This window comes from Streptococcus castoreus DSM 17536 (assembly GCF_000425025.1).
Classification (GTDB): Bacteria; Bacillota; Bacilli; order Lactobacillales; family Streptococcaceae; genus Streptococcus; species Streptococcus castoreus.
In genome coordinates this window covers 1-21,188 of the sequence record NZ_AUKZ01000010.1, presented here as the reverse complement: position 1 = coordinate 21,188, position 21,188 = coordinate 1, and the positions used below count along the sequence as shown (strand labels likewise).

General features: G+C 35.4%; 20 protein-coding genes and 2 pseudogenes. 16 read left to right on the top strand and 6 right to left on the bottom strand.

Translation table 11 applies throughout. The features are described from left to right. Positions 1–91 precede the first annotated feature (91 nt). Positions 92–574 (bottom strand): hypothetical protein, encoded by a 483-nt coding sequence (locus H346_RS0104335; RefSeq protein ID WP_027970011.1) that lies wholly within the window; start codon positions 572–574, stop codon positions 92–94. Between the two features lie 172 nt (positions 575–746). On the opposite strand from H346_RS0104335, the gene H346_RS0104330 reads away from it, so the two are divergent. From H346_RS0104330 to H346_RS0104310, 5 genes are read left to right on the top strand one after another with little or no spacing between them, the layout of a single operon-like run. Beyond that, a complete protein-coding gene (locus H346_RS0104330) occupies positions 747–1,709 on the top strand; it encodes a S41 family peptidase (RefSeq protein ID WP_027970010.1) in 963 nt (320 codons plus the stop codon). A 36-nt stretch (positions 1,710–1,745) separates the two neighbouring features. After that, the gene (locus H346_RS0104325; protein ID WP_027970009.1) at positions 1,746–2,498 is read left to right on the top strand and encodes an ABC transporter ATP-binding protein; all 753 of its coding nucleotides are present in this window, start codon (positions 1,746–1,748) and stop codon (positions 2,496–2,498) included. 1 nt (position 2,499) lies between these two features. Then, complete coding sequence (locus tag H346_RS0104320) at positions 2,500–4,458, top strand: FtsX-like permease family protein (protein WP_027970008.1); 1,959 nt, start codon at positions 2,500–2,502, stop codon at positions 4,456–4,458. A 43-nt stretch (positions 4,459–4,501) separates the two neighbouring features. After that, positions 4,502–5,167, top strand: coding sequence for a response regulator transcription factor (locus H346_RS0104315; RefSeq protein ID WP_027970007.1), 666 nt, complete (start codon positions 4,502–4,504; stop codon positions 5,165–5,167). Then, positions 5,164–6,111: a sensor histidine kinase gene (locus tag H346_RS0104310; RefSeq protein WP_027970006.1), complete on the top strand. Its 948-nt coding sequence runs from the start codon at positions 5,164–5,166 to the stop codon at positions 6,109–6,111. The genes H346_RS0104315 and H346_RS0104310 overlap by 4 nt, the downstream gene beginning before the upstream one ends. Before the next feature lie 584 nt (positions 6,112–6,695). Here the strand turns inward: H346_RS0104310 and H346_RS0104305 are convergent. Further along, a complete protein-coding gene (locus H346_RS0104305; protein ID WP_244147249.1) occupies positions 6,696–7,061 on the bottom strand; it encodes a winged helix-turn-helix transcriptional regulator in 366 nt (121 codons plus the stop codon). Positions 7,062–7,263: 202 nt separating this feature from the next. Between H346_RS0104305 and H346_RS0104300 the strand changes: the two genes are divergently transcribed. From H346_RS0104300 to H346_RS0104270, 7 genes and pseudogenes are all read left to right on the top strand, one after another. Next, the gene (locus tag H346_RS0104300) at positions 7,264–8,052 is read left to right on the top strand and encodes an SDR family NAD(P)-dependent oxidoreductase (RefSeq protein ID WP_027970004.1); all 789 of its coding nucleotides are present in this window, start codon (positions 7,264–7,266) and stop codon (positions 8,050–8,052) included. A gap of 17 nt (positions 8,053–8,069) precedes the next feature. Then, positions 8,070–8,432, top strand: coding sequence for a putative quinol monooxygenase (locus H346_RS0104295; RefSeq protein WP_027970003.1), 363 nt, complete (start codon positions 8,070–8,072; stop codon positions 8,430–8,432). 16 nt (positions 8,433–8,448) lie between these two features. Continuing rightward, positions 8,449–8,889: a PPC domain-containing DNA-binding protein gene (locus tag H346_RS0104290; protein WP_027970002.1), complete on the top strand. Its 441-nt coding sequence runs from the start codon at positions 8,449–8,451 to the stop codon at positions 8,887–8,889. 16 nt (positions 8,890–8,905) lie between these two features. Next, entirely contained in the window at positions 8,906–9,691 is a 786-nt protein-coding gene (locus tag H346_RS0104285) for an acetoin reductase (RefSeq protein ID WP_027970001.1), read from the top strand. Between the two features lie 202 nt (positions 9,692–9,893). After that, a complete protein-coding gene (locus tag H346_RS0104280) occupies positions 9,894–10,067 on the top strand; it encodes a hypothetical protein (protein ID WP_156888848.1) in 174 nt (57 codons plus the stop codon). Between the two features lie 495 nt (positions 10,068–10,562). Beyond that, positions 10,563–11,641, top strand: a pseudogene (locus tag H346_RS09670) (aspartate-semialdehyde dehydrogenase). Between the two features lie 136 nt (positions 11,642–11,777). Further along, complete coding sequence (locus H346_RS0104270; RefSeq protein WP_027969999.1) at positions 11,778–12,116, top strand: ATP cone domain-containing protein; 339 nt, start codon at positions 11,778–11,780, stop codon at positions 12,114–12,116. Positions 12,117–12,172: 56 nt separating this feature from the next. Here H346_RS0104270 and H346_RS0104265 read toward each other — a convergent pair whose 3' ends face one another. Next, positions 12,173–13,426, bottom strand: coding sequence for an aminotransferase-like domain-containing protein (locus H346_RS0104265; RefSeq protein ID WP_027969998.1), 1,254 nt, complete (start codon positions 13,424–13,426; stop codon positions 12,173–12,175). A 266-nt stretch (positions 13,427–13,692) separates the two neighbouring features. Here H346_RS0104265 and H346_RS0104260 point away from each other — a divergent pair, with 266 nt between their 5' ends. Beyond that, a complete protein-coding gene (locus H346_RS0104260) occupies positions 13,693–15,237 on the top strand; it encodes an ABC-F family ATP-binding cassette domain-containing protein (protein WP_027969997.1) in 1,545 nt (514 codons plus the stop codon). Between the two features lie 258 nt (positions 15,238–15,495). After that, positions 15,496–15,702 carry a CsbD family protein gene (locus tag H346_RS0104255; RefSeq protein ID WP_027969996.1) on the top strand — a complete coding sequence of 69 codons (207 nt, stop codon included), beginning with the start codon at positions 15,496–15,498 and terminating at the stop codon, positions 15,700–15,702. 229 nt (positions 15,703–15,931) lie between these two features. Here H346_RS0104255 and H346_RS0104250 read toward each other — a convergent pair whose 3' ends face one another. The 3 genes from H346_RS0104250 to H346_RS0104240 all read right to left on the bottom strand — a co-directional run bounded on the left by H346_RS0104250 (position 15,932) and on the right by H346_RS0104240 (position 17,989). Next, positions 15,932–16,831 (bottom strand): diacylglycerol/lipid kinase family protein, encoded by a 900-nt coding sequence (locus H346_RS0104250; RefSeq protein WP_027969995.1) that lies wholly within the window; start codon positions 16,829–16,831, stop codon positions 15,932–15,934. A 70-nt stretch (positions 16,832–16,901) separates the two neighbouring features. Then, positions 16,902–17,552 (bottom strand): PAQR family membrane homeostasis protein TrhA, encoded by a 651-nt coding sequence (gene trhA / locus H346_RS0104245; protein WP_027969994.1) that lies wholly within the window; start codon positions 17,550–17,552, stop codon positions 16,902–16,904. Then, positions 17,549–17,989 (bottom strand): DUF1836 domain-containing protein, encoded by a 441-nt coding sequence (locus tag H346_RS0104240; RefSeq protein WP_027969993.1) that lies wholly within the window; start codon positions 17,987–17,989, stop codon positions 17,549–17,551. Before H346_RS0104240 ends, trhA begins: the two co-directional genes overlap by 4 nt. A gap of 466 nt (positions 17,990–18,455) precedes the next feature. Between H346_RS0104240 and tnpA the strand changes: the two are divergent. Next, positions 18,456–18,929: pseudogene (tnpA, locus tag H346_RS09665) on the top strand (IS200/IS605 family transposase). A gap of 653 nt (positions 18,930–19,582) precedes the next feature. Beyond that, positions 19,583–21,188 (top strand): Ig-like domain-containing protein (locus H346_RS09660; protein ID WP_156888846.1); only part of this gene is annotated, 1,606 nt, incomplete at its 3' end.

The following is a 21,188-nucleotide window of genomic DNA, read 5'->3' as shown; positions in this document are numbered from 1 at the left end:
TCCTTATTTGAGTTGTTAGAGTTTTCAAACTTATCAAAACAAGCTGAAACCTTTAATGAGGTTTCAGCTTGTTTTGGTATTTAGGTTATGATTAATGATATTTTTTTAAAGGAAAACGCAGTTGCTTCACAATTTCAAACGTATCAACAATTTTCTGATGACGCTTAATAGTTCTTAATGTTTCTCGATCTAATAACTCTTGGCTCTTTTCTAAAACAGCCACAGTAATATAGTAAAGTTTGACTAAGCTCCCAATTTGATGTTTCCCAGAATTTGGTGAGATAGCAACCACCTCATTAAGGTTATGGCGAAGCCATTTTTTATGAGGCTTAACAGGTAAAGTTGCCACTACAAAACCACGCCGTTCTAAGTGGGTCTGTGCTTCATCAACAGGTAGACCAATAACATCATCTATGACACGTAGCTGCATTTTGCGTTCATGCTTTTGTTCCATATGTTTTTCAATAATAGGCCGACTATTATCAATGGTTTTTCCAATAATCTCAGTGGCATCAGGAATAATCGACATGATTTTTCCAACAGCACCTAAGGCTTTCCTAATTTTCTTTGGCATCGCTTATCTCCTAAAGTTACTTCTTTTCCCTATTATATCAAACTATCTGAAAATAGCATGCGATAAACCTTACAGAACTGTAAGTTGCTTGTTTAGCACTGTAAGGTTACTCTTAGTCTGGCAATGCTAAACTAGACTTATCAAAAAACAAGTTAAGAAAGGAGGCTGTCTCATGAAACGATATACCAAAGTATTAGCCTTATTAGGAATTCCTCTGGTGATAATCACCGGCATAGGCATTTATGGTATTCAACGTTATGGACCTAACTTTAATCTGTATCTATTTCCACCCAGTGCTCAAAAATATGGGGACATTGCCTTAAAACGGTTAGATATGCTCGGCTTATATGCTCAAGGTGAACAGTGGGACAAAACACAGCAAGAAACTCACAAGTCTCTTAAAAAAGCAAAATCTTACAAAGAAGCTCAGCAAATTCTCCAAAAAGCAGTAAGCGTAGCAGGAGGAAAACATTCCTCTTTAGTCAGCAAAAACAGTTTCCCAAAAAGCTTAGTCGATCAGCAGGAGCCCGTAGTACAGGTTGAGGATGATATTATTTACCTAAAGGTGCCTGCTATCGAAGGATTAAATCAAAAAGCATTGGCAGCTTACGCCAATAAGTTAAACACTCCTCTTACAAAGAAATATAAGGGAGCAATCGTTGACTTGCGTGGTAATACTGGTGGTAATATGACCCCTATGCTTATCGGATTATCGGGACTTCTACCAGATGGGGATTTATTCAGTTTTGAAGATAAGTATCGGAACAAACAGGTCGTGGAGCTACGAGGTCAAGAATTAGTCAACCAAGAGAGCATTGAATTAGATAAGTCAGTCGTCAAACAAGACATCCCTGTTGCCGTTCTAATAGATCACCAAACAGCTTCCTCAGGAGAAATGACCGCCTTTGCTTTTCAAGGATTAGAAAATACCCTTTTCTTTGGAGAACCAACAGCAGGTTATACGACAGGAAATAATGTCATTCCCTTATATGATGGTGCCCTTTTAGCTATTACTAGCAGTCGCATTATCAATCGTCAAGGACAAGTTTATGAAAATAATTCTATCCTCCCTGACAGAAATAGCCAAGACCCACTCGCTGAAGCCAAGCAATGGTTATCAGAAGTTAAGAAATAAGATATAATAGACACAAGGTTGTCAAAGGAGTTTATCATGTTATTAGAAATTAATCATTTAGAGAAAGTATTTCGCACCCGCTTTTCTAAGGAAGAAACAAGAGCCTTGCAAGATGTCGACTTTAAAGTAGATAAAGGCGAATTTATTGCCATCATGGGGGAATCCGGATCAGGTAAAACAACCCTCTTAAATATTCTAGCTACCTTAGAAAAACCAACCAAAGGTTCTGTTTTTTTAAATGAAACGGATATTACCAAAATTAAAGAGAATCAAGTAGCAGACTTTCGTTTAAAAAATCTAGGGTTCGTTTTTCAAGATTTTAATTTATTAGATACCTTATCTGTCCGTGACAATATATTTCTCCCCTTGGTTTTAAATCGGAAACCACTTAAAGAAATGGAGAATCGTCTTAACAAAATGGCACCAAAATTACGTATTAATACTCTGCTAGACAAGCGTCCATTTGAGATTTCTGGCGGGCAAAAACAACGGGTTGCCATTGCAAGAAGTCTCATCACTTACCCACAATTACTCCTTGCCGATGAACCTACAGCAGCACTTGACTACCGTAATTCCGAAGAACTACTCAATCTCTTTGAGGATATTAACATGGATGGTCAAACCATTCTTATGGTGACCCATTCTGCCAATGCAGCTAGCCATGCCAATCGTGTATTGTTTATTAAGGATGGTCGCATTTTTCACCAGATTTACCGTGGAAACAAAACAAATTTGGACTTCAGCAAAGATATTTCAATTACTATGACTGGTCTTTTAGGAGGTGAATAAGATGTTTTACCTCAAATTAGCTTGGAATAATCTCAAAAAATCTTTATCTGTATCAGCGCCATTTTTATTAGCTAGTACAGTCTTATACATGCTCAACTGCATTGTCTTAATTATTTTGATGAGTCCCATTTCTGAAAACATGAAAAATGGGAAAATGTTATTGGGAATGGCAACCTTTGTTTTGGTATTATTTGCTGTTATTATGGAAATTTACAGTTACCGTTTCTTACTCAACCAAAGAAGTCGAGAGTTCGGTCTCTATAATATGCTAGGAATGAATAAAAAACAAGTCGTTTGGGTATCTACGATTGAACTTTTCTTCATGTATCTTGTAACAGTGGGCTTGGGAAGTGTACTATCTGCCATTTTCTCTCATTTCTTTTATCTCATTTTTGCAAATCTTTTACATTCAACGAATCTTAGCCTACAATTTCGCTTGAGTGCTTTTACACTATCTGCCATTATTTTTGCACTTATTTTTGGACTTTTAGCCCTAGTTGGTCTGGTAAAGATTAGAAAAACTTCTCCGTTAATGCTCTTTCGCGACCAAGAAAAAGGTGAAAAAGAACCACGTGGCAACCTTTTGTTAGCCCTCTTATCTTTAACAAGCTTATCAATCGGTTATTACCTGTCATTATCATCAACCAACAAAACCTCACTAGAAACACTGATGACATTTTTTATAGCTGTTATTTTTGTTATCATTGGAACTTATCTTTTTTACATTTCCTTTATGACTTGGTATTTGAAACGTCGGCGTCACAACAAGGTTTATTTTTATCAACCGGAACACTTTGTCAGTACCTCACAAATGATTTTTAGAATGAAGCAAAACGCCGTTGGTCTAGCTAGTATTACCTTATTGGCTGTTATGGCTTTCGTTGCGATAGCAACCACAACAGCCCTTTATAGCGGTACTGAAACAATGGCTAATAAGCTCTATCCTAAAAATACACTTATTAGCTTTGATCAAGTTGGCTCTATTGAGGATCAAAAAGCATTGTTTAAAAAATTAGTTGTGGATAAAACAAACAAATCTGCTTCTGATTTCATCCTCTATACAACAAGTTTTGTTTCCTTTGAAATATCAAAAGGAGAAACCATCACGGTTAGCAAAGAGAATTTACAGCAGATCACACCAACAAAGCTTGGATTTATCTATTTGATAACCCAAGACGATTTTCGCGCTTTAGGAAATCAGCTACCGTATTTAAAAGCTAATGAAACAGCCTTCTTCAAACAAAAAGGAGATAGCAATTTAAAAAAAATAACCATTATGGGAAAAGTATTCAAGAATATTAAAAATTTCAAACATGTCATTTTCCCACAAGTAGCGAATACTTATAATCCAGGAATTTTAGTCGTTAATAATCTTGAAACCTTGAAAGCTATTTATAGTGGTATTCATAATAGCACTAATTTAGGAACAGCACCTGGCATAATAGCTTATGGGAATCTCAATAAGACTGATCTTGCTAATATTTTGGATGGGCAAGGAATGATCAGTGATAATGGACAAGTTGTTGGACACATTGAAACCAAGAAAGATTATCTAGAAAGTGGTTATGCCATAACGGGTGGTTTTCTCTTTACAGGATTTTTATTAGGATTAAGCTTTATTCTTGGTGCAGCTCTTATCATTTATTATAAACAGTATTCTGAAGGTCATGAAGATAAAAAATCATATCAAATTCTTCAAGAAGTTGGTATGAGTAAACAACAAGTTAAAGAAACCATTAATTCACAAATTCTCTTGGTGTTTTTTATGCCGATTGTTATGGCAGTTTTACATTTCTGTGTCGCACTTATAATGATTAAACAAATTTTATTACTGTTTGGTGTTGTTGATTCTAATTTAATTTACCTTGTCAGTGCTACAACTATTGGAGTCATTATCTGTCTGTACTTTATCATTTACAAGATGACAAGCAGAACCTATTATCGTATTATTGAAAGATAAGATAGGTGGCGATTTTTCGCCACTTTTTTGGTAGAATAACAGTATGACAAAACATGACAAAATTTATATCATTGAAGATGATGAAACAATCTTATCTCTTCTTCAAAATCATCTTAGTCAAAAGTATCAAGTACTAAGTGTTTCTAATTTTCGGGATATTAAACAAGAGGTTACCACTTACCAACCAGACCTCATTTTAATGGACATTACCTTACCATTTTTTAACGGTTTTTATTGGACAACAGAAATTAGAAAACATTCCACCATTCCTATCATTTTTATCTCAAGTAGTAATGATGAGATGGACACTGTGATGGCGCTCAATATGGGGGGAGATGACTTTATTTCTAAGCCATTTTCGCTTAGTATTTTAGATGCCAAGATAGCAGCCTTTTTGCGTCGTACTCAACAATTTACAAATGATGACATCAGCCTAGATCAATTTAAATTGCATTTTGATGGTACCTTATCAAATGGTAATGATAAGATTATCCTATCACCAACAGAACACAAAATTTTGACTATTTTAATGATTAAACAACAGGAAATCGTCTCAAAAGAAGAGATTTTAGAGAAACTTTGGGAAAATGATAATTTCATTGACCATAATACCCTTAATGTGAATATGACACGCCTGCGTAAAAAAGTTGCAACGATCGGCTTTAATCGTATTCATACTGTTAGAGGAGTGGGGTACTTAGTCAAATGATCTTAGCCTTTTTAAAGGAATACCGTTCCTTTTACCTTCAATATGGACTTCTCATCGCTACCTATTGGGTCATTTTTTACTTACATCACCTTCCCATGGCTTATTTTACAATAGCTAATCTGATTGCCTTAACCATTTTGGGACTAAATAGCCTTTGGAAATATTATAAATTCAAAGAGAAAATTTTTATTTTACAGGAATTTATTTATGTAAACGAGCTTGATGAATTATCTAGTCCTACTGAGCAGGCCTACCGTTCACTCATTATAAAATTAAAGGAAGCAGAAGCAGATCAGTTATTGAATCAGCTTAACAAACAAAAGAATGTAGAATCCGTAATTAAAATGTGGTCGCATCAAATGAAATTACCTCTGTCTGCTTTGTCATTGATGGTTCAAACACAGAATACGAATTTAAAAGATTATCAACAGCAAATTTATCGGTTAGAAAACTATCTTAATAATTTGTTGAGTTATCTAAAGTTTAGTCAGCACAAAGATGATTTCCGATTCCAAATTGTTTCTGTTAGGGACATCATTGTTTCAGTTGTTAAGAAATCAAGTCAGATCTGCATTGCTAAAGGAATTAGCATTGCTATTGATGGCGATTGGCTATTAAAAACAGATAAAAAGTGGCTTGACTTTGTCCTGACACAACTCATTGACAATGCCATAAAATATTCTAATAAGGGCGGGCAGATTAATATTCAGATCAAAAATAAAAGTATTCTAATATCAGATAAGGGTATTGGAATACTACCAGAAGATTTGCCCCGTCTTTTTGAAGAAGGATTCACTGGTTTTAATGGGCATGAACATCAAAAGGCTACTGGGCTAGGATTATATATGACCAGACAAATACTGGAGCAATTACAGCTTACCATTCAAATCAAAAGTGAAGTGGGAGAAGGAACAGATGTTATCATTTCGCCATCCTTTAAATAAAAGTAAAAAGTTCAAACAAATAGCTTCAGCTATTTTCTGATCGTCTAAGCAAGCAAATGCAATATAAATCAAGAGATTAAAGTATACTAGCCGCAAACTCCCAAGATTTACTAGTTTTTGGATCCGTCAAGTGTCAAAAAATGATTAAAACCGATTCCTCAAAGTTGAAGTACACTCCATTATTAAATATTACATTTAATGATGGGGTGCTTTTGTGTAAAGTTATGAAGATAAAATTGAAGTTTAAAACAGGAAAGGTCCTACTTTGGTCATTTTATTGATAAACACAGAATTGTTATTGTTCAAAAGTTAAAGAACGTTTCCAAATTCAGCTAAACTAAAAAGATCAAGGATTGTATCATAATCAATCTATCAAAGAAGTGACACCTATTATAATATGCCCTTTTCTATTAAAATAAAACTAAAAGGACTGCGTTCTGTCCAATACGAAACCCAATCCTTAACTTAACTATAATATATAATTTGGGGGGCGGTTCAAATACACCGTCAAGAGTATCTATGGGCTTAAATCTATCTATAGCTTTTATCGGCTACGCTCGTCTAATAGACGGTAAGTTCCTTGATTAGCTATAAAAAATATCAAGATATCCGTCATGAGAAGAGTGAATGATGTCAATAGTTTTTCCCTGTTTTTTTAAAGCCTGAATTCTTGTCTCACCCCATTCAGACATGCTGACTAAAATATCTCGAAGTGATTTCCCTTCATGTGACAATTGGTATTCTACCTTTGGGGGAACAACAGGGTAACTAATACGTTCGATGATCCCTTCATCAAGCAATTCTTTTAATTGTTCTGTTAATACTTTTTGAGAGATAGTTCCTAACGAACGCTGCAGTTCTCCTGTTCTCATAGGACCATGTCCCAAATAACAGAGAATGAGTGGTTTCCACTTTCCGCTAATAACTTCCAAAGTTTTATATATTCCCATTTGGTACACCTTTTTGACCATGTTTCCTCCATATCTTACCTTTAGGTTAGTAAATTACCTTATTGTACCTACTTTTGTTGAAAGTGATTATCTGATAGACTGAATTATGATAATAGTATCACAATTTGCCTGTAAATACAAAAAGGAGCATTTTTTGAGTATTCAGACAAAGACATAGAGACTAAAAGGAGGATGATTATTCATGGACATTTCATTAAATGGACAAACAGCGGTTATTTATGGTGCTGGTCGTGGCATTGGAGAGGCCATGGCAACTATCTTTGCACAAGCTGGGGCAACTGTCTATATTGCTGATCTTATCTTGGAAAATTGCCAAAACTTGGCAAAACGTTTGTGTCAACAGGGATTGAAAGCAGTTGGATTGCAATGTGATGTATCAGACTATGAAGCCATTGATGCTATCTTAGGACAAGCAGAAGCAGATACTGGTCGTTTGGATATTATCATTAATAACGCAGGAATTGTAACTCTTGATTCCTTCTTGGACACTTCTCAAGCAGATATTCAAAAGCTGTTCAATGTCAATCTAATGGGAGCTAATAATGGCATGCAGGCTGGAATCAAGCGTATGATGAAATACCAACATGGTAAAATCATTAATACCTCATCTTTTGCAGGGCGTCATGCTTTACCAGAGGGCTTTGCGCACTACGGCATGACCAAGGCAGCCATTAACTACCTCACACAAGCAGCGGCCTATGCTGGTGCAGATTACAACATCAATGTAAATGCAATTTGCCCAGGTATTATCCGTTCAGACATGTGGGAAGCAATTCTTCAAAACTATGCAGATCATGGTCAGGACAAGGAAGAGGCTTGGACCGAAAACTTGAAACATTTTATCCCATTAAAACGCGGGGATCAAAAACCTGAAGATATCGCTTACACAGCACTATTTTTAGCCTCATCATTAGCCGATCATATTACCGGTCAAGCCATCAATGTTGATGGTGGCGCAACCATGAATTAAAAATTTAAAAGAAAAGAATGGAAAAATTTATGCCAAACAGTATCATGTATCTTGTCGATGTCACAATTAAAGAAGGACAAAAAGAAGCCTTACTTCGCTTGATTGAAAAAATGGTGGCTAGTGCCGAAAAAGAGCCTGGTGCTTTAGCGTACCACTGGTCTATATCTGAAAATAATGTGCATGTGATTGAGCATTATGCAGATAATGATGCAACCTTGATACACTTAAATACCTTTACAGAAAACTTTGCAAAAGATTTTATGGCTTGTGTTGACGTCAATGCTTGTACGGTTTATGGTTGTCCAAACACAGCTGTTCGTAATATTTTAGATGGCTTTGGATCTATTTATATGGGGACAATCAAGGGATTTGTAAAATAATTTAGGGGTATTGAAAATGGAGTTTCAAAAAATAGGGACAGATTATTTTATTCGAGTGGATAAAGGCGATGAAATCTTATCAAGTATCATTGAAGTCTGTCGTTTTGCTAGAATCACTTCTGCCATTTTTCAGGGAATCGGAGCTTGTGATCAGGTTGTTGTATCCACCTATTTGCCAGAAACAGAGTCATTTTTAGATCACAAAAAACAGGGGATGTTAGAAATGATTTCCTTAAATGGCAATGTAGTACAAGGGAAAAACAATTTTTCTCAACATGCTCATGCACTATTCTCCTATCTAAATGATCAGCAAGAAATGGCTTTTTTGGGTGGGCATTTAACCTCAGCCAGAGTCAGATACACAGCAGAAATCAAATTATCACCTGTTGAAGGGACTATTCATCAATGCTTTGATCCTAATATAGGTATTGATGTATGGGATCTAAAACAAACATAAATTGAAGGAGTTAAATATGGTAAAAGTGGCAATGGTTACAGGTGGTGCTCAAGGAATTGGCGAGGCTATTTCTAAACGATTAGCAAAAGATGGCTTTACAGTAGCAGTAGCGGATCTTAACCTTGATAAGGCTCAACAAGTTGTCAAAAACATTGAAGAAGGTGGTGGAAAAGCCTACGCTATTAGGGTCGATGTTTCTCATCAGGATGATTTTTTGGCAGCTGTTCGTAAGGTTGCCGAGAAATTAGGACATTTCGATGTCTTGGTAAATAATGCAGGCATCGGTCCTGGGACACCAATTGAAACAATTAGCCAGGAAGATTTTGATAAGATTTTCCAAATCAACGTGGCTAGTATTGTTTGGGGAACACAGGCAGCTTTAGAGCAATTTGCCAAAAAAGAACGCCATGGGCATGAAATTATCGGTAAAATTATTAATGCTAGTTCGCAAGGTGGAGTTGTCGGTAATGCAGGAGCCTTTCTTTACAGCGGTTCTAAATTCGCCGTTCGTGGGTTGACTCAAGTTGCTGCCAAAGATCTTGCTTATCGTGGAATTACAGTTAATGCTTATGCTCCAGGTACAGTAAAAACTCCAATGCTTTTAGGCGCCGTCAATGATATTGCAGCTGCTCATGGTAAAGATAGTGATTGGGCATTGACACAATTTACACAAAATATAACGCTTGGTCGTTTGTCAGAACCAGAAGATGTTGCTTCAGCTGTATCTTTCCTTGCTGGACCAGATTCAGATTACATGACAGGTCATACCCTTGAAATAGATGGTGGCATGCAATTCCATTAATAATTTCCAAATGCTGTGAATCGTTGCACTTGGTTTTGTTAGAGTTGAAGTATAACTTAAATAATTAATAATTAGAACTCTTTTGAAACAGTATGCCATAAACATAAATGGCTTGTTGTTTTAAAAGAGTTTTTTAGGGTTGGATTACTATTTTCATTCTCTTGTGCTTTGTAGAGCTTTGACAGCTAATTTTGCTGTTGCAATGGCAGTAGGAGTAAAATCAAAAAATAACAATAATAAGCAGGTTGGTTTTTCAACGTTGATAGCAGCATTGGTTAGGGTTACTGAGCCAGCCTTGTATGGATACTTAGTTAGATTCCGTCGACCATTGGTTGCTTCATGTCTAGCTGCTGCAATTACTGGAGTATTTTTTTAGGATTATTCCAAGTTCGTGCTTATGCTATTGCTAGTCCATCATTATTGTCCTTACCAATTTTTATTGGCGGTGGGAATATGAATAATTATATATTAGCTATAGTTGCTGCTATATTAGCGTTTGTACTAGGTTTTCTATTAACTGTCATGATTGGATTCAAGGAAGAAATATCTAAAAATTAAAATTTAGAAATTATTTCAAGATCGTTCGAAACTTCCCTTTTCCAATTTTAAGTTGCACTCCAAAAGCGAGACACAAAATCTAACGATTGGGGTGTTTTTCTGATGAGGTTAAGTTACGAGGATAATGTTAACATTGACGAATTGAGACAATAAGGTCAATCAATTTATTGAATGGTACTGAATTTGCTCATTTTAGAGATAGCTCTTTTTGTTCTTTCCTTTTAAAATGAAATAAGCTATAATAGGTTTTGTATAATTTTTAGAAAATTACAACAAGTAGCTAGTACATTGTGGTAGATAAAAGAGGTGTTTTATGGGTTATACAGTAGCAATCGTTGGAACAACAGGTGCTGTTGGACATCAGATGCTTAACATGCTAGAAAAATCAAGTCTCCCTATTTCTAGTCTTAGACTACTAGCATCAGCACGTTCTGTAGGTAAAACCTTAGCCTTCAAAGGGAAAGACATCAGTATTGAGGAGACAACAAAGACTTCTTTTTCTGATGTGGACATTGCTTTTTTCTCGGGCAGGAGGGAGTGTTTCGGAAACCTTTGTTCCGTATGCTGTCAAAGCAGGGGCAGTTGTTGTTGATGATACTTCACATTTTCGACAGCATCCAGATGTTCCTTTGGTCATTCCAGAGGTAAATGCTGATGCACTTGTGGCAAATAAAGGGATTATTGCCTGTCCTAATTGTTTAACCATCCAAATGATGATTGCTCTTGAACCTATTCGTCATCAGTGGGGGATAGAGCGCATTATTGTTTCAACTTATCAAGCTGTTTCTGGCGCTGGTCAATCTGCTATTTTTGAAACTTTATCGCAATACGAGCAGGTGCTTCACCAAGGTAAGATGCCAAAAGAAGTGACAGCGTGTATTTTACCGTCAGCAGGAGATAAAAAACACTATCCGATCGCTTTTAATGCTTTGCCTCAAATTGATCTCTTTACTGACAATGATTACACCTATGAAGAAATGAAAATAACTAAGGAAACCAAAAAAAATTATGGCAGATGACAGCATCAAGATTTCAGCAACGTGTGTCCGAGTTCCAGTTCTATCAGCTCATTCGGAATCAGTTTATATTGAAACCAAAATAGCAGCACCTATTGAAGCTGTCAAAGATGCCATTCAGCATTTTCCAGGAGCTGTTCTAGAAGATGATGTATCCCACCAAGTTTATCCTCAAGCCATTAATGCTGTAGGCAGTTGTGAAACTTATGTTGGTCGTATTCGTAAAGATCTTGATATTGAAAAAGGAATACACCTTTGGGTGGTTGCTGATAATCTTTTAAAAGGTGCTGCCTGGAATTCTGTTCAGATTGCTGAAAGCTTGCATGAAAGAGGATTGGTCTATCCTAGTCAAGAAACTATTTTTTCGTCAGAATAACACTTATTGTTGGTAATAGTGACAAAAGTTGGTTATGGCTATCATACTGTGCTTTTGGATGGCTATGGCTTGACAAATCATGAAAACATTTGCATAATGTAAGTGGAAGTGAAAATTAATGAAAAGAGGCGATCTTATGCAAGTTATTAAGCGTGATGGTCAAGTAGCAGAATTTGATCCGGATAAAATTTATCAAGCGATTATCAAAGCGGCAAGGACGGTCTATGCTATTGATGAAACATGGCGACAAAATCTCGCTCAAGTTACTAAAAAAGTTGTAATTGACTTGGAAGAAGTGCATGTTGAACGCCCTACGATCAATATGATTCAGTCACTCGTGGAAAATCGACTGATAGATGCTGGTTATATTACTATTGCCGAACATTATATTTCTTATCGCCTTCAGCGTGATCTTGAAAGAAATGGCTATGGTGATAGTATTATCGTGCATTTACATTTTGAGCAAACAAAATAAAAAAATAGAATCAGGCATTTAAGCACTGATTCTATTTTTATAAGATCTTTAAGCAGTTATTTTTTAAGTAATTGTAATAAATTAGCTTTTGTTTCTTGATTAATCGTTATATTGAGGTAGCTTGCTTTAGTGGTTTTTAGGAGATAATTCTCTTTCTTTAGAAAGTGCTGTGGAAGAGAAAGAGTGGCTTGAGTACAGTTGATAATGATATTATTTGGGCTTAGACGATAATCTAATTGGGGGAATTCTTGGTTTAGGAAATCCCGTAAGTCTTCTTTGCGCTGTTTTAAAAAGTGCTTAATATGTTTTAGATTTTTTTGAAACATGCCATTTTCTAAATACAGGGCGAGTGCTTTTTGCATGAGCAAATTGGTATCTAAATCAATCATTGATTTTTGAGCGAGAAAATGAGTTTTTAAAGCTGTTGGTAAAACAAGAGTTCCTATCCTAAGTGCAGGAAACACACTCATTGAAAAGGATTTTAAATAGATGACACGATCATTAGTATCATAATAATGAAGTGGTGGTTCTTTGGAGTTTACAAAATCACCGAGGTAATCGTCCTCTAAAATATAAATACGATACTGTTTTGCCAATTGGACGATTGCTTCTTTTTCTTTTGGACTATAAGAAAGCCCTAATGGATTTGAAAAACGTGAAATGGTATAAAAGAATTTGATATCACCAGTCTGAAAAATAGTTTCTAACTCCACCAGATTAAGCCCTTCAAATTCTCGCTCAATGGTCTGATAAGCTAACCCTAGTTTTTTCACTAATTCTTCCATACGGTGATAAGTAGGCGTTTCTATCAAAATCTTTTGACCAGTCGTTGGAAAAGTCATCTGTGATAAAATATAAAGGGCTTGTTGCGTGCCAGAAGTGATTAAAAGCTGACTTTTGTTGCTATAAATACTATTACTTGCCAAATAAGGTAATAAGGCATTTCGCAAATCTTCCAAACCTTCAGTTTGATGGTAATAGTGAAACAGATAGGAATCTCTAGCGACTAGCGCTTCATTTAAACAAAGTCGAAAATCCTCATAAGCCAAATTATTATAATCCTCAAGACTTAAATCATGCGAAAAATCTTCCTGAATAACTTTGCCAAGAACGTAGTAACCACTTTTGGGAACAGCATAAATTAAGTGACGGTATTTTAATTCTAAGAGTGCTCTTTGAACCGTGTCTTTACTGCATTGATAGCTTTGACTTAATTGTCTGATGGAAGGGAGTTTATCTCCTTTTTTAAATTCTTGTTGCTGAATAGCTTTGTCCAAATCTGCAATAATCATTTGATATTTACTAGTCATTATTGTCCCCATACAGTTAAGTTTACTTCTATTGTACCTGATAAGACTTCTTCTTACAACAGACATCTGAAATTTAGAAAAATTATAAAGGTTGATCATAGATATGTGTGAGCGAAGAATTTGACGGTTAATGATTGAGTTTTTCGTACGTACAACGCATGTTAATGGCATGGCTTTCATTGACAAAAGGCTTGCTTTTTGCCATAATTAGATGGAAATGACAGGTCGTTTTTACGGCTTTGTTGATGACAACTAAGGAAGAAATCATGAGTATATTAGAAGTTAAACAATTAAGTCACGGTTTTGGAGATCGTGCTATTTTTGAAAATGTCTCTTTTCGTCTTTTAAAAGGAGAACATATTGGACTTGTGGGAGCAAACGGTGAGGGGAAATCTACCTTTATGAGTATTGTGACCGGTCATCTCCAACCTGACGAAGGGAAGATAGAATGGTCAAAATATGTGACAGCAGGTTACCTAGACCAACATACCGTTCTTAAAACTGGGCAAACGGTTCGTGATGTGTTGCGAACTGCTTTTGATGACCTTTTTAAGACGGAAGAGCGCATCAATGAGATTTATATGTCAATGGCAGACGATGGGGCAAATGTTGATGCCTTGATGGAAGAAGTTGGTGAACTTCAAGATCGGCTAGAAAGTCGCGATTTTTATACTTTAGACGCTAAGATTGACGAAGTTGCACGTGCTCTTGGCGTCATGGATTTTGGAATGGAATCAGATGTTACAGCCTTATCAGGGGGGCAACGGACAAAGATTTTATTAGCTAAGCTTTTGTTGGAAAAACCTGATATTCTCTTACTGGATGAACCAACTAACTACCTAGATGCTGAACATATTGAATGGCTAAAACGTTATTTGCAAAATTACGAAAATGCCTTTGTCTTAATCTCACATGATATCCCTTTCTTGAATGATGTGATTAACATTGTTTACCATGTTGAAAATCAAGATTTGGTTCGCTATACTGGTGACTACTATCAATTTCAAGCTGTTTATGACATGAAAAAATCACAACTGGAAGCAGCTTATGAACGTCAGCAAAAAGAAATTGCTGACTTGCAAGACTTTGTTAATCGTAATAAGGCTAGAGTGGCAACACGTAATATGGCCATGTCTCGTCAAAAGAAACTTGATAAGATGGATCTGATTGAGCTTCAGGCAGAAAAACCAAAGCCAAGTTTTGAATTTAAGGAAGCAAGAACACCGAGTCGATTTATTTTCCAGACTAAAGATCTTATGATTGGTTATGATCGTCCGTTGACCAGAGAACCATTGAATCTTAGTTTTGAGCGTAATCAAAAAATAGCTATTATCGGCGCTAATGGTATCGGAAAATCTACTTTACTAAAAAGCCTTCTTGGAATCACTCAATCTCTGGACGGAGAAGTGGAGACGGGAGATTTCTTGGAAGTGGGTTACTTTGAGCAAGAAGTAGCAGGTGGTAACCGCCAAACACCTTTGGAAGCTGTTTGGGATGCTTTTCCTGCTTTGAACCAAGCCGAAGTACGAGCAGCTTTGGCCCGTTGTGGTCTAACCTCGAAACATATTGAAAGTCAAATTCAAGTCTTATCAGGGGGTGAGCAAGCCAAAGTTCGTTTTTGTCTCCTGATGAATCGTGAAAACAATGTGCTTATTTTAGATGAACCAACCAATCACCTTGATGTCGATGCTAAAGAAGAACTTAAGCGAGCTTTGAAAGCTTATAAAGGATCTATCTTGATGGTTTGTCATGAACCTGACTTTTATGAAGGTTGGGTAACTAGTGTTTGGGATTTCAATCAATTAACATAAATGAGTATCCAAAGTCTTAAATAGGTTTTGGATTTTTTTATTCTTTTCCTAGTAACTTTAAAATAAGACTTACTATTGTTCTAAAAAATCAAAATTTTTGACGAAAAATCACTAGGATGATATAATGACAATACGAAATAAAAAATGTGTTGTCACTTTGAAATGCAAAAATGATTGATGTGGTCACTTCGACAACCATTCATTAATCATTTAAGATAAGGCAGTTTTGTGACTCTTCATTGAAAGGACGTGGGATTAATGTTAGAAGAAAAATTTGATGCCAAACTAGACCAAGTTTCAGGAAAAGTGAAGGAAACGGTTGGTCACCTTATAGACGATAAAGACCTAGAGACAAAAGGCAAGGTTGAACAAACAAAAGGTAAAATTTCTGAAGTCATCACTGATGCTAAAAATAGCCTTAAAGGTCTTTTATTTGGACTATCAAGAAAAGACAAAGAGGAGTAACTTTTAAGAAAGTGACGAAAAGAAATGTTAATGTTTTAGAAGCGCTGCAATGGTATTTTTAAGATTGTTTCTGGGGTTAGCAATTACTCTTGCACTATTTAAGGTTATTATTTCAAAAGAAATATCTATTCTAGTCATAACCACTAGTACTGGTGGTTATGATTTTTCTCGTAGAGAAAATCGGCTTCAAACCATAATAAATAAGATAAAAAAGTGCCTTTGGCACTTTTTATTGTTCTTTAGGGACAATAATTGAAATGGCTTTTGGAATGATATCTAATTGGATAGGAAGATAGTCGCTTTTATCTCCGTCAATACGAGTGCGCGGAGAGATAGCTTGTGGCAACAAGGTTAAACTATTGGTTTGAAAATGGCTAATTCCCTTTGCTTTTGAAAAATCACCTTGTTTAAAATCATTAATATGCCATAAACATTTAAAGAAAGAGAGCTTTTCCATAGTATAGACTTGAAGATAACCATCATCAACTTGAGCTCCGGTTGAAAAAGATGGAAAACCGGCAATGGTATTGGTCATGGTAATTAAAAGAAATTTCGTTTTAAGATGAACCCGATGATTATGGCTAATCAAGGAGATAGAATAACTGCGATTTCGTCTTAGTATTCTAATACTGTCCTTTAAAAATGCCAATGGACCAAAGCGTCGTTTTTCATCAGCTGTGACATTAGCGGCAATATCAGCTAACAACCCCAAAGTCAAACTAGAAATCATATAATTGTTATTAGCTTTACAAATATCAACTTTTTTGATTTGTCCTGTCAGAATGGTATCCAGTGCCTCAGTAATTTGTAAGGGGGCGTGTAATGCTTTTGCAAAATTATTAACGGTACCTGATGGCACTAGACCAATTAAAGAATAGGAACCACCTTCAAAAACACCTCCAATAATTTTATTTAAGGTGCCATCACCACCTAGCGGAATGACCAAATCAATTTTTTCTTGGGAGGCTTTCTTAGCCAATGAAAAAGCATGATCAGCATTTTTAGGTGTGATAATTTCAACGGTTTCTTTGGAAAAACCGTTTTGAATAAAGTGAGCTTTTACTTGTTCTGCCAGTTGGTTTTCTTTTTTTCCAGAATTGGGATTGTAAAAAATACGAACAGTTTTCATTACGTTTCTCCTCTAAAATGCTGTGGACTGTTTTTATTATATCACTTTCTGTCAAGCATATCTCATTCCATTAAAGCATAAAGAAAGTAATTGCGATAAATTGCAAGGCAGAAGCCAGTAATATGAAAAGATGCCAAATCATATGGAAATAAGGTTTTTTTTGAGCATAAAAAACTGCACCGACTGTGTAGGCCAATCCACCCAACAGCATTAAGAGTCCAAAAATAAGGCTAGTCTTAGGGATAATGATGGGTAAGATAAAAATGACTAACCACCCCATTACAATATAAAGGGCAAGACTAAATTTTTCGTTAATCCGTTTGGCAAAAATTTTGTATAAAATACCAAAAATAGTAATGCCCCATTGTAAAATAATAATAACATAACCTATCCAGCCAGTCACTAAAGATAAGGCAACTGGTGTGTAACTCCCTGCAATGGCAATATAAATCATGCTGTGATCAATAATGCGTAAGATGTATTTATGGATAGATCCATAAGCCATAGAATGGTACATAGTGGATGATAAAAACATCAAAAATAAGCTAATGACGAAGATTGAAATGCCAACCGCAGCAGTCAAGTCATAAGTGCAATAAGCATAAATAGCTGAAATAGGCAGTAGTACTAGCATAGCAAGGGCACCAATCGCATGTGTTACACTATTAGCAATTTCCTCACTAAAAGACAGCGGTAAGTTCTGTTTGAAGGTTTGGTTCATGAGATTTTCTCCTGAGATAAATGAATGGTTTGATGGTAATATTTAACGGTCTGACATGCAACGATGATGATGTCAGGAATGGTGTCAATGTTGGCAGACGGGTTATTCCAACAAGTAACAAAAGTATTATATAGATTTTCTGAATCAGCAGTCGTTTGAAGTCCTTGCAAGACTTGACTAATTTCTTGAATAGGAAAGACTGTTTTAAAAAGACTAATAGCAATTAAACGGGCCAGTTGTTGTTTTTGATATTTTTTCTTGACTGGTTTTGAAACGTAGCCATGTTTGACATAATTATTGATCATTGAAGCCGTTAATGCTTTATTGTCTTGTGTGTCCGTAAACATTGTTACTTGATTAACGTAGAGTAGAACTTGGTCTAAATATAACTCTAGATCAGGCAATTCTTTCCAAGTAGGTAGTGTAGGAAAAATCATTATTAAAATCTCTTTATCTAGTTATGATAACTAGATTATATGATTTATAAAAAATTTTATCAAGTAAAAACTGAAATAATTGATTTTGCATCGCTTGTAGTTCTGATTTCTAATAACTTACATGGAGTATGCTGGCGATAATATTGAGTACAGATGACTTTTAAATGTGGCAAACTATAGTGTAAATGATGGGAGTTGGGGTTGTCATATAAGTGGTTCATCTGGGTTACCTCTGTTATTTTGTCACTGACAGTATAATCCAAGTGAACTTTTTTGTTTAGCAATAACTAACTAGCACCATTAGAACAGTAGTGGTGCATTTTATTTTATGGCTTCGAGGCAGTTTTTCTCGAAGAGGAAAACAAGAAAACCACCAGCTAAGCTGGTGGCTAACAAGGCTTGTAGCTTCCATTTATTTTTCCTAGTACAATCTAATTGTTTAGGTTAGACAAAGGAGGAAAAATAAATGGCTAAAACCAGTTACAGTTTATCACATACAAAATGGATATGCAAATATCGCATTGTCTTCACACCAAAGTATCGTCGCAAATCCATTTACTACAAAATAAGACAGGATTTAATTGAAATTTTCCGTCATCTATGTCAGTACAAAGGAGTAGAAATTATTGAAGGACATCTGATGCCAGATCATGTCCATATGCTTGTGCTTATTCCACCAAAACTTGCGATTTCAGATTTCATGGGCTACTTAAAAAGTAAAAGTGCTTTGATGATATTTGATAAGCATGCGAATTTAAAGTATAAATATGGAAATCGTAAGTTTTAGGCTAGGGGATATTATGTCAGTACAGTTGGATTAAATGAGAAAACTGTAGCGAAATATATACGCGAGCAAGAGAAAAATGACATAGCGCTCGATAAATTGAGTGTTAAGAAATATGAAGATCCGTTTTCAGATGGTGGATTCAGATCAAAATAAAGCCCGTTGTTACGGGCATCAGTCAAGTAACGAAAGCATAACCTGAACGAAGTTCAGCGAACGTCTTTAGACGTCGCTGGAGATGAACGGCTTATAGCCGGTGTACAAGCCACCCGTTTTCACGGGGGGTTATGATTTAAGGAATAGGTCGATTTCAGACTCAGAAAGTTTTTGAATGATCGCATTGAGAAAAAGCGTTGAAGATTTCAAAATCTTTTAAAAAATTTATTTTCTTAGGTTTTCATCTAGTTTCAATCCTTATTTTTTCTTAGCTAGAAATCTTTTAACATTTTATTATCGAAAAGAAAGAGAATTTTGAGTATATCAAGATGACACCACAATGAAGTGATGATCAAGTCAACAAGAAATACCAGAGTTGAAAATGAAGGAATAAATTAAGAAAAGGTGTTAAGTTATTTTATAAAAATCACAGAATTTTTTCAAAATGATTGTGCGAAAGTGATTATATTTGAGAAAAATAGATTAATAATGGCGGTTTTTTCTCATTATTATTTAGTATAATGTGTGCGGTAGGTTTTTGTTTGCGTATCAATGTGTTGTTGATGAGTAATACTGTGTATTCATTGATAATTCGTTGTAAATTAAGAGCTAACATTATCTACAAAGATAATTATGGAATTTAAGGAGGAAGAATGATGAAAATCAAAAAGAAAGGGATTTTCTCAATATTTTTGTCGATAATCATTTTGTTTGGTATGTTAATACAAACAAGCATACCAGTATCCGCACAAGGAAATAATTCAGAGAAAACGGAGATTAAAATAACTGATTTCTCCATTGAACATAAAGATGGTACTACTGGAAATACCTATGCCTGGTGGGAAGAATTTAAATTAAAAATGAATTGGGATGCCAGTATGTATCAGAATAATTTACGTGAAGGAGATTACTTTGATGTAAAATTACCAGATAAGATGAAGTTTCCAACTAATTCGGCTGCTACTCATTTTGATATATCAGCACCAGATGGCTCTGTCCTTGCGAAAGCAGTAGTGACTCCAAATAAAAACGGAGGAGGGAAATTAAGAGTTACTTTTACAAATTACGTTGAAAGTAGATCTAACATTAAAGGAACAATGTGGCTTGCTGCAACTTTCTATGGAGAAAAAATAACCTATGGAGGTCAGAATGTTTTTGATATTACAGTAAATGGCAAGGTTAGTCGAATAACGGTTCCTTCTATTACAGGTCCTACTAAGCCAAATAATGAAATTTTGGGGAAATGGTCAGAGAGTACAGATAGTGAAACTGAGGCTTTGTGGAATTTACGAATCAATCACAAAAAAGGAACCTATCCAAATGTAGTTATTAAGGATAGTCTCTACACTTACGATGACAACCTTCAAGGAATGCATTATATTCCTGGAACGTTTAAATTAGAGGAAGTTGAATATAATGAATATGGTGACACTATTAGGACTTTATCGACAACGGATATTAGTGATAAAATAAAATTTAATAGAGATAAAACTTCTTTCACATATAATCTCGGAGATGTTAATGGTAAGCAGTATCGACTCAGATATCGTTCTACATATGTTCCCGGAGTCAAATTAGGCAATAAAGCTAATATAAAATCAAAGACAGATAATTTTACAACCACTTCAACCTATCAAAATGCATCTTCTGGTGGAAACGGGCAGGGTGATTTACTTGGTAAAATTAAAATTATTAAGGTAGATGCTGAAAATACTGAAATAAAGCTTGCAGGTGCGAGGTTTAAAATTACAAGAATTTCTGATGGAAAAACATTTGATATAACAACAGATTCAAATGGTGAAGCTATTTCAGAAAGATTGATACCAGGAGACTATAAGCTTCAAGAAATTGTAGCTCCTCCGGGATATGAGTCAGATAGTACAGAATATACCGTTACTGTTTCATCTGAAAAGGCAACTATCCAAACCATTAAAAACGAACCGGTCAAAACCTCTGTATCTGTCAATAAAAAATGGGTTGGAAAGAAACAAGATTCTGTTACTGTACATTTAATCGCAGACAATGTCGATACCGGAAAGAGTGCTACTTTAAATAAGGCTAATCATTGGCAGCATACTTTTGGTAACCTACGTAAATTCAACTCAGATGGCACAGAAATCAAATATACTATTAAAGAGGACATTCCAAATGGCTATGAAAATAAGATAACAGGTTCTCAAAAGAATGGTTATACGATTACCAATACCAACGTAGAAAAAATCGCTATCCCCGTAACAAAGACATGGGTAGGAAAGGCAG

Bases quoted from the DNA above. Each gene is read 5' to 3' on its own strand.
- H346_RS0104335 (WP_027970011.1), bottom strand. From the start codon at position 574: ATGCCAAAGAAAATTAGGAAAGCCTTAGGTGCTGTTGGAAAAATCATG.
- H346_RS0104330 (WP_027970010.1), top strand. From the start codon at position 747: ATGAAACGATATACCAAAGTATTAGCCTTATTAGGAATTCCTCTGGTG.
- H346_RS0104325 (WP_027970009.1), top strand. From the start codon at position 1,746: ATGTTATTAGAAATTAATCATTTAGAGAAAGTATTTCGCACCCGCTTT.
- H346_RS0104320 (WP_027970008.1), top strand. From the start codon at position 2,500: ATGTTTTACCTCAAATTAGCTTGGAATAATCTCAAAAAATCTTTATCT.
- H346_RS0104315 (WP_027970007.1), top strand. From the start codon at position 4,502: ATGACAAAACATGACAAAATTTATATCATTGAAGATGATGAAACAATC.
- H346_RS0104310 (WP_027970006.1), top strand. From the start codon at position 5,164: ATGATCTTAGCCTTTTTAAAGGAATACCGTTCCTTTTACCTTCAATAT.
- H346_RS0104305 (WP_244147249.1), bottom strand. From the start codon at position 7,061: ATGGGAATATATAAAACTTTGGAAGTTATTAGCGGAAAGTGGAAACCA.
- H346_RS0104300 (WP_027970004.1), top strand. From the start codon at position 7,264: ATGGACATTTCATTAAATGGACAAACAGCGGTTATTTATGGTGCTGGT.
- H346_RS0104295 (WP_027970003.1), top strand. From the start codon at position 8,070: ATGGAAAAATTTATGCCAAACAGTATCATGTATCTTGTCGATGTCACA.
- H346_RS0104290 (WP_027970002.1), top strand. From the start codon at position 8,449: ATGGAGTTTCAAAAAATAGGGACAGATTATTTTATTCGAGTGGATAAA.
- H346_RS0104285 (WP_027970001.1), top strand. From the start codon at position 8,906: ATGGTAAAAGTGGCAATGGTTACAGGTGGTGCTCAAGGAATTGGCGAG.
- H346_RS0104280 (WP_156888848.1), top strand. From the start codon at position 9,894: ATGGCAGTAGGAGTAAAATCAAAAAATAACAATAATAAGCAGGTTGGT.
- H346_RS0104270 (WP_027969999.1), top strand. From the start codon at position 11,778: ATGCAAGTTATTAAGCGTGATGGTCAAGTAGCAGAATTTGATCCGGAT.
- H346_RS0104265 (WP_027969998.1), bottom strand. From the start codon at position 13,426: ATGACTAGTAAATATCAAATGATTATTGCAGATTTGGACAAAGCTATT.
- H346_RS0104260 (WP_027969997.1), top strand. From the start codon at position 13,693: ATGAGTATATTAGAAGTTAAACAATTAAGTCACGGTTTTGGAGATCGT.
- H346_RS0104255 (WP_027969996.1), top strand. From the start codon at position 15,496: ATGTTAGAAGAAAAATTTGATGCCAAACTAGACCAAGTTTCAGGAAAA.
- H346_RS0104250 (WP_027969995.1), bottom strand. From the start codon at position 16,831: ATGAAAACTGTTCGTATTTTTTACAATCCCAATTCTGGAAAAAAAGAA.
- trhA (WP_027969994.1), bottom strand. From the start codon at position 17,552: ATGAACCAAACCTTCAAACAGAACTTACCGCTGTCTTTTAGTGAGGAA.
- H346_RS0104240 (WP_027969993.1), bottom strand. From the start codon at position 17,989: ATGATTTTTCCTACACTACCTACTTGGAAAGAATTGCCTGATCTAGAG.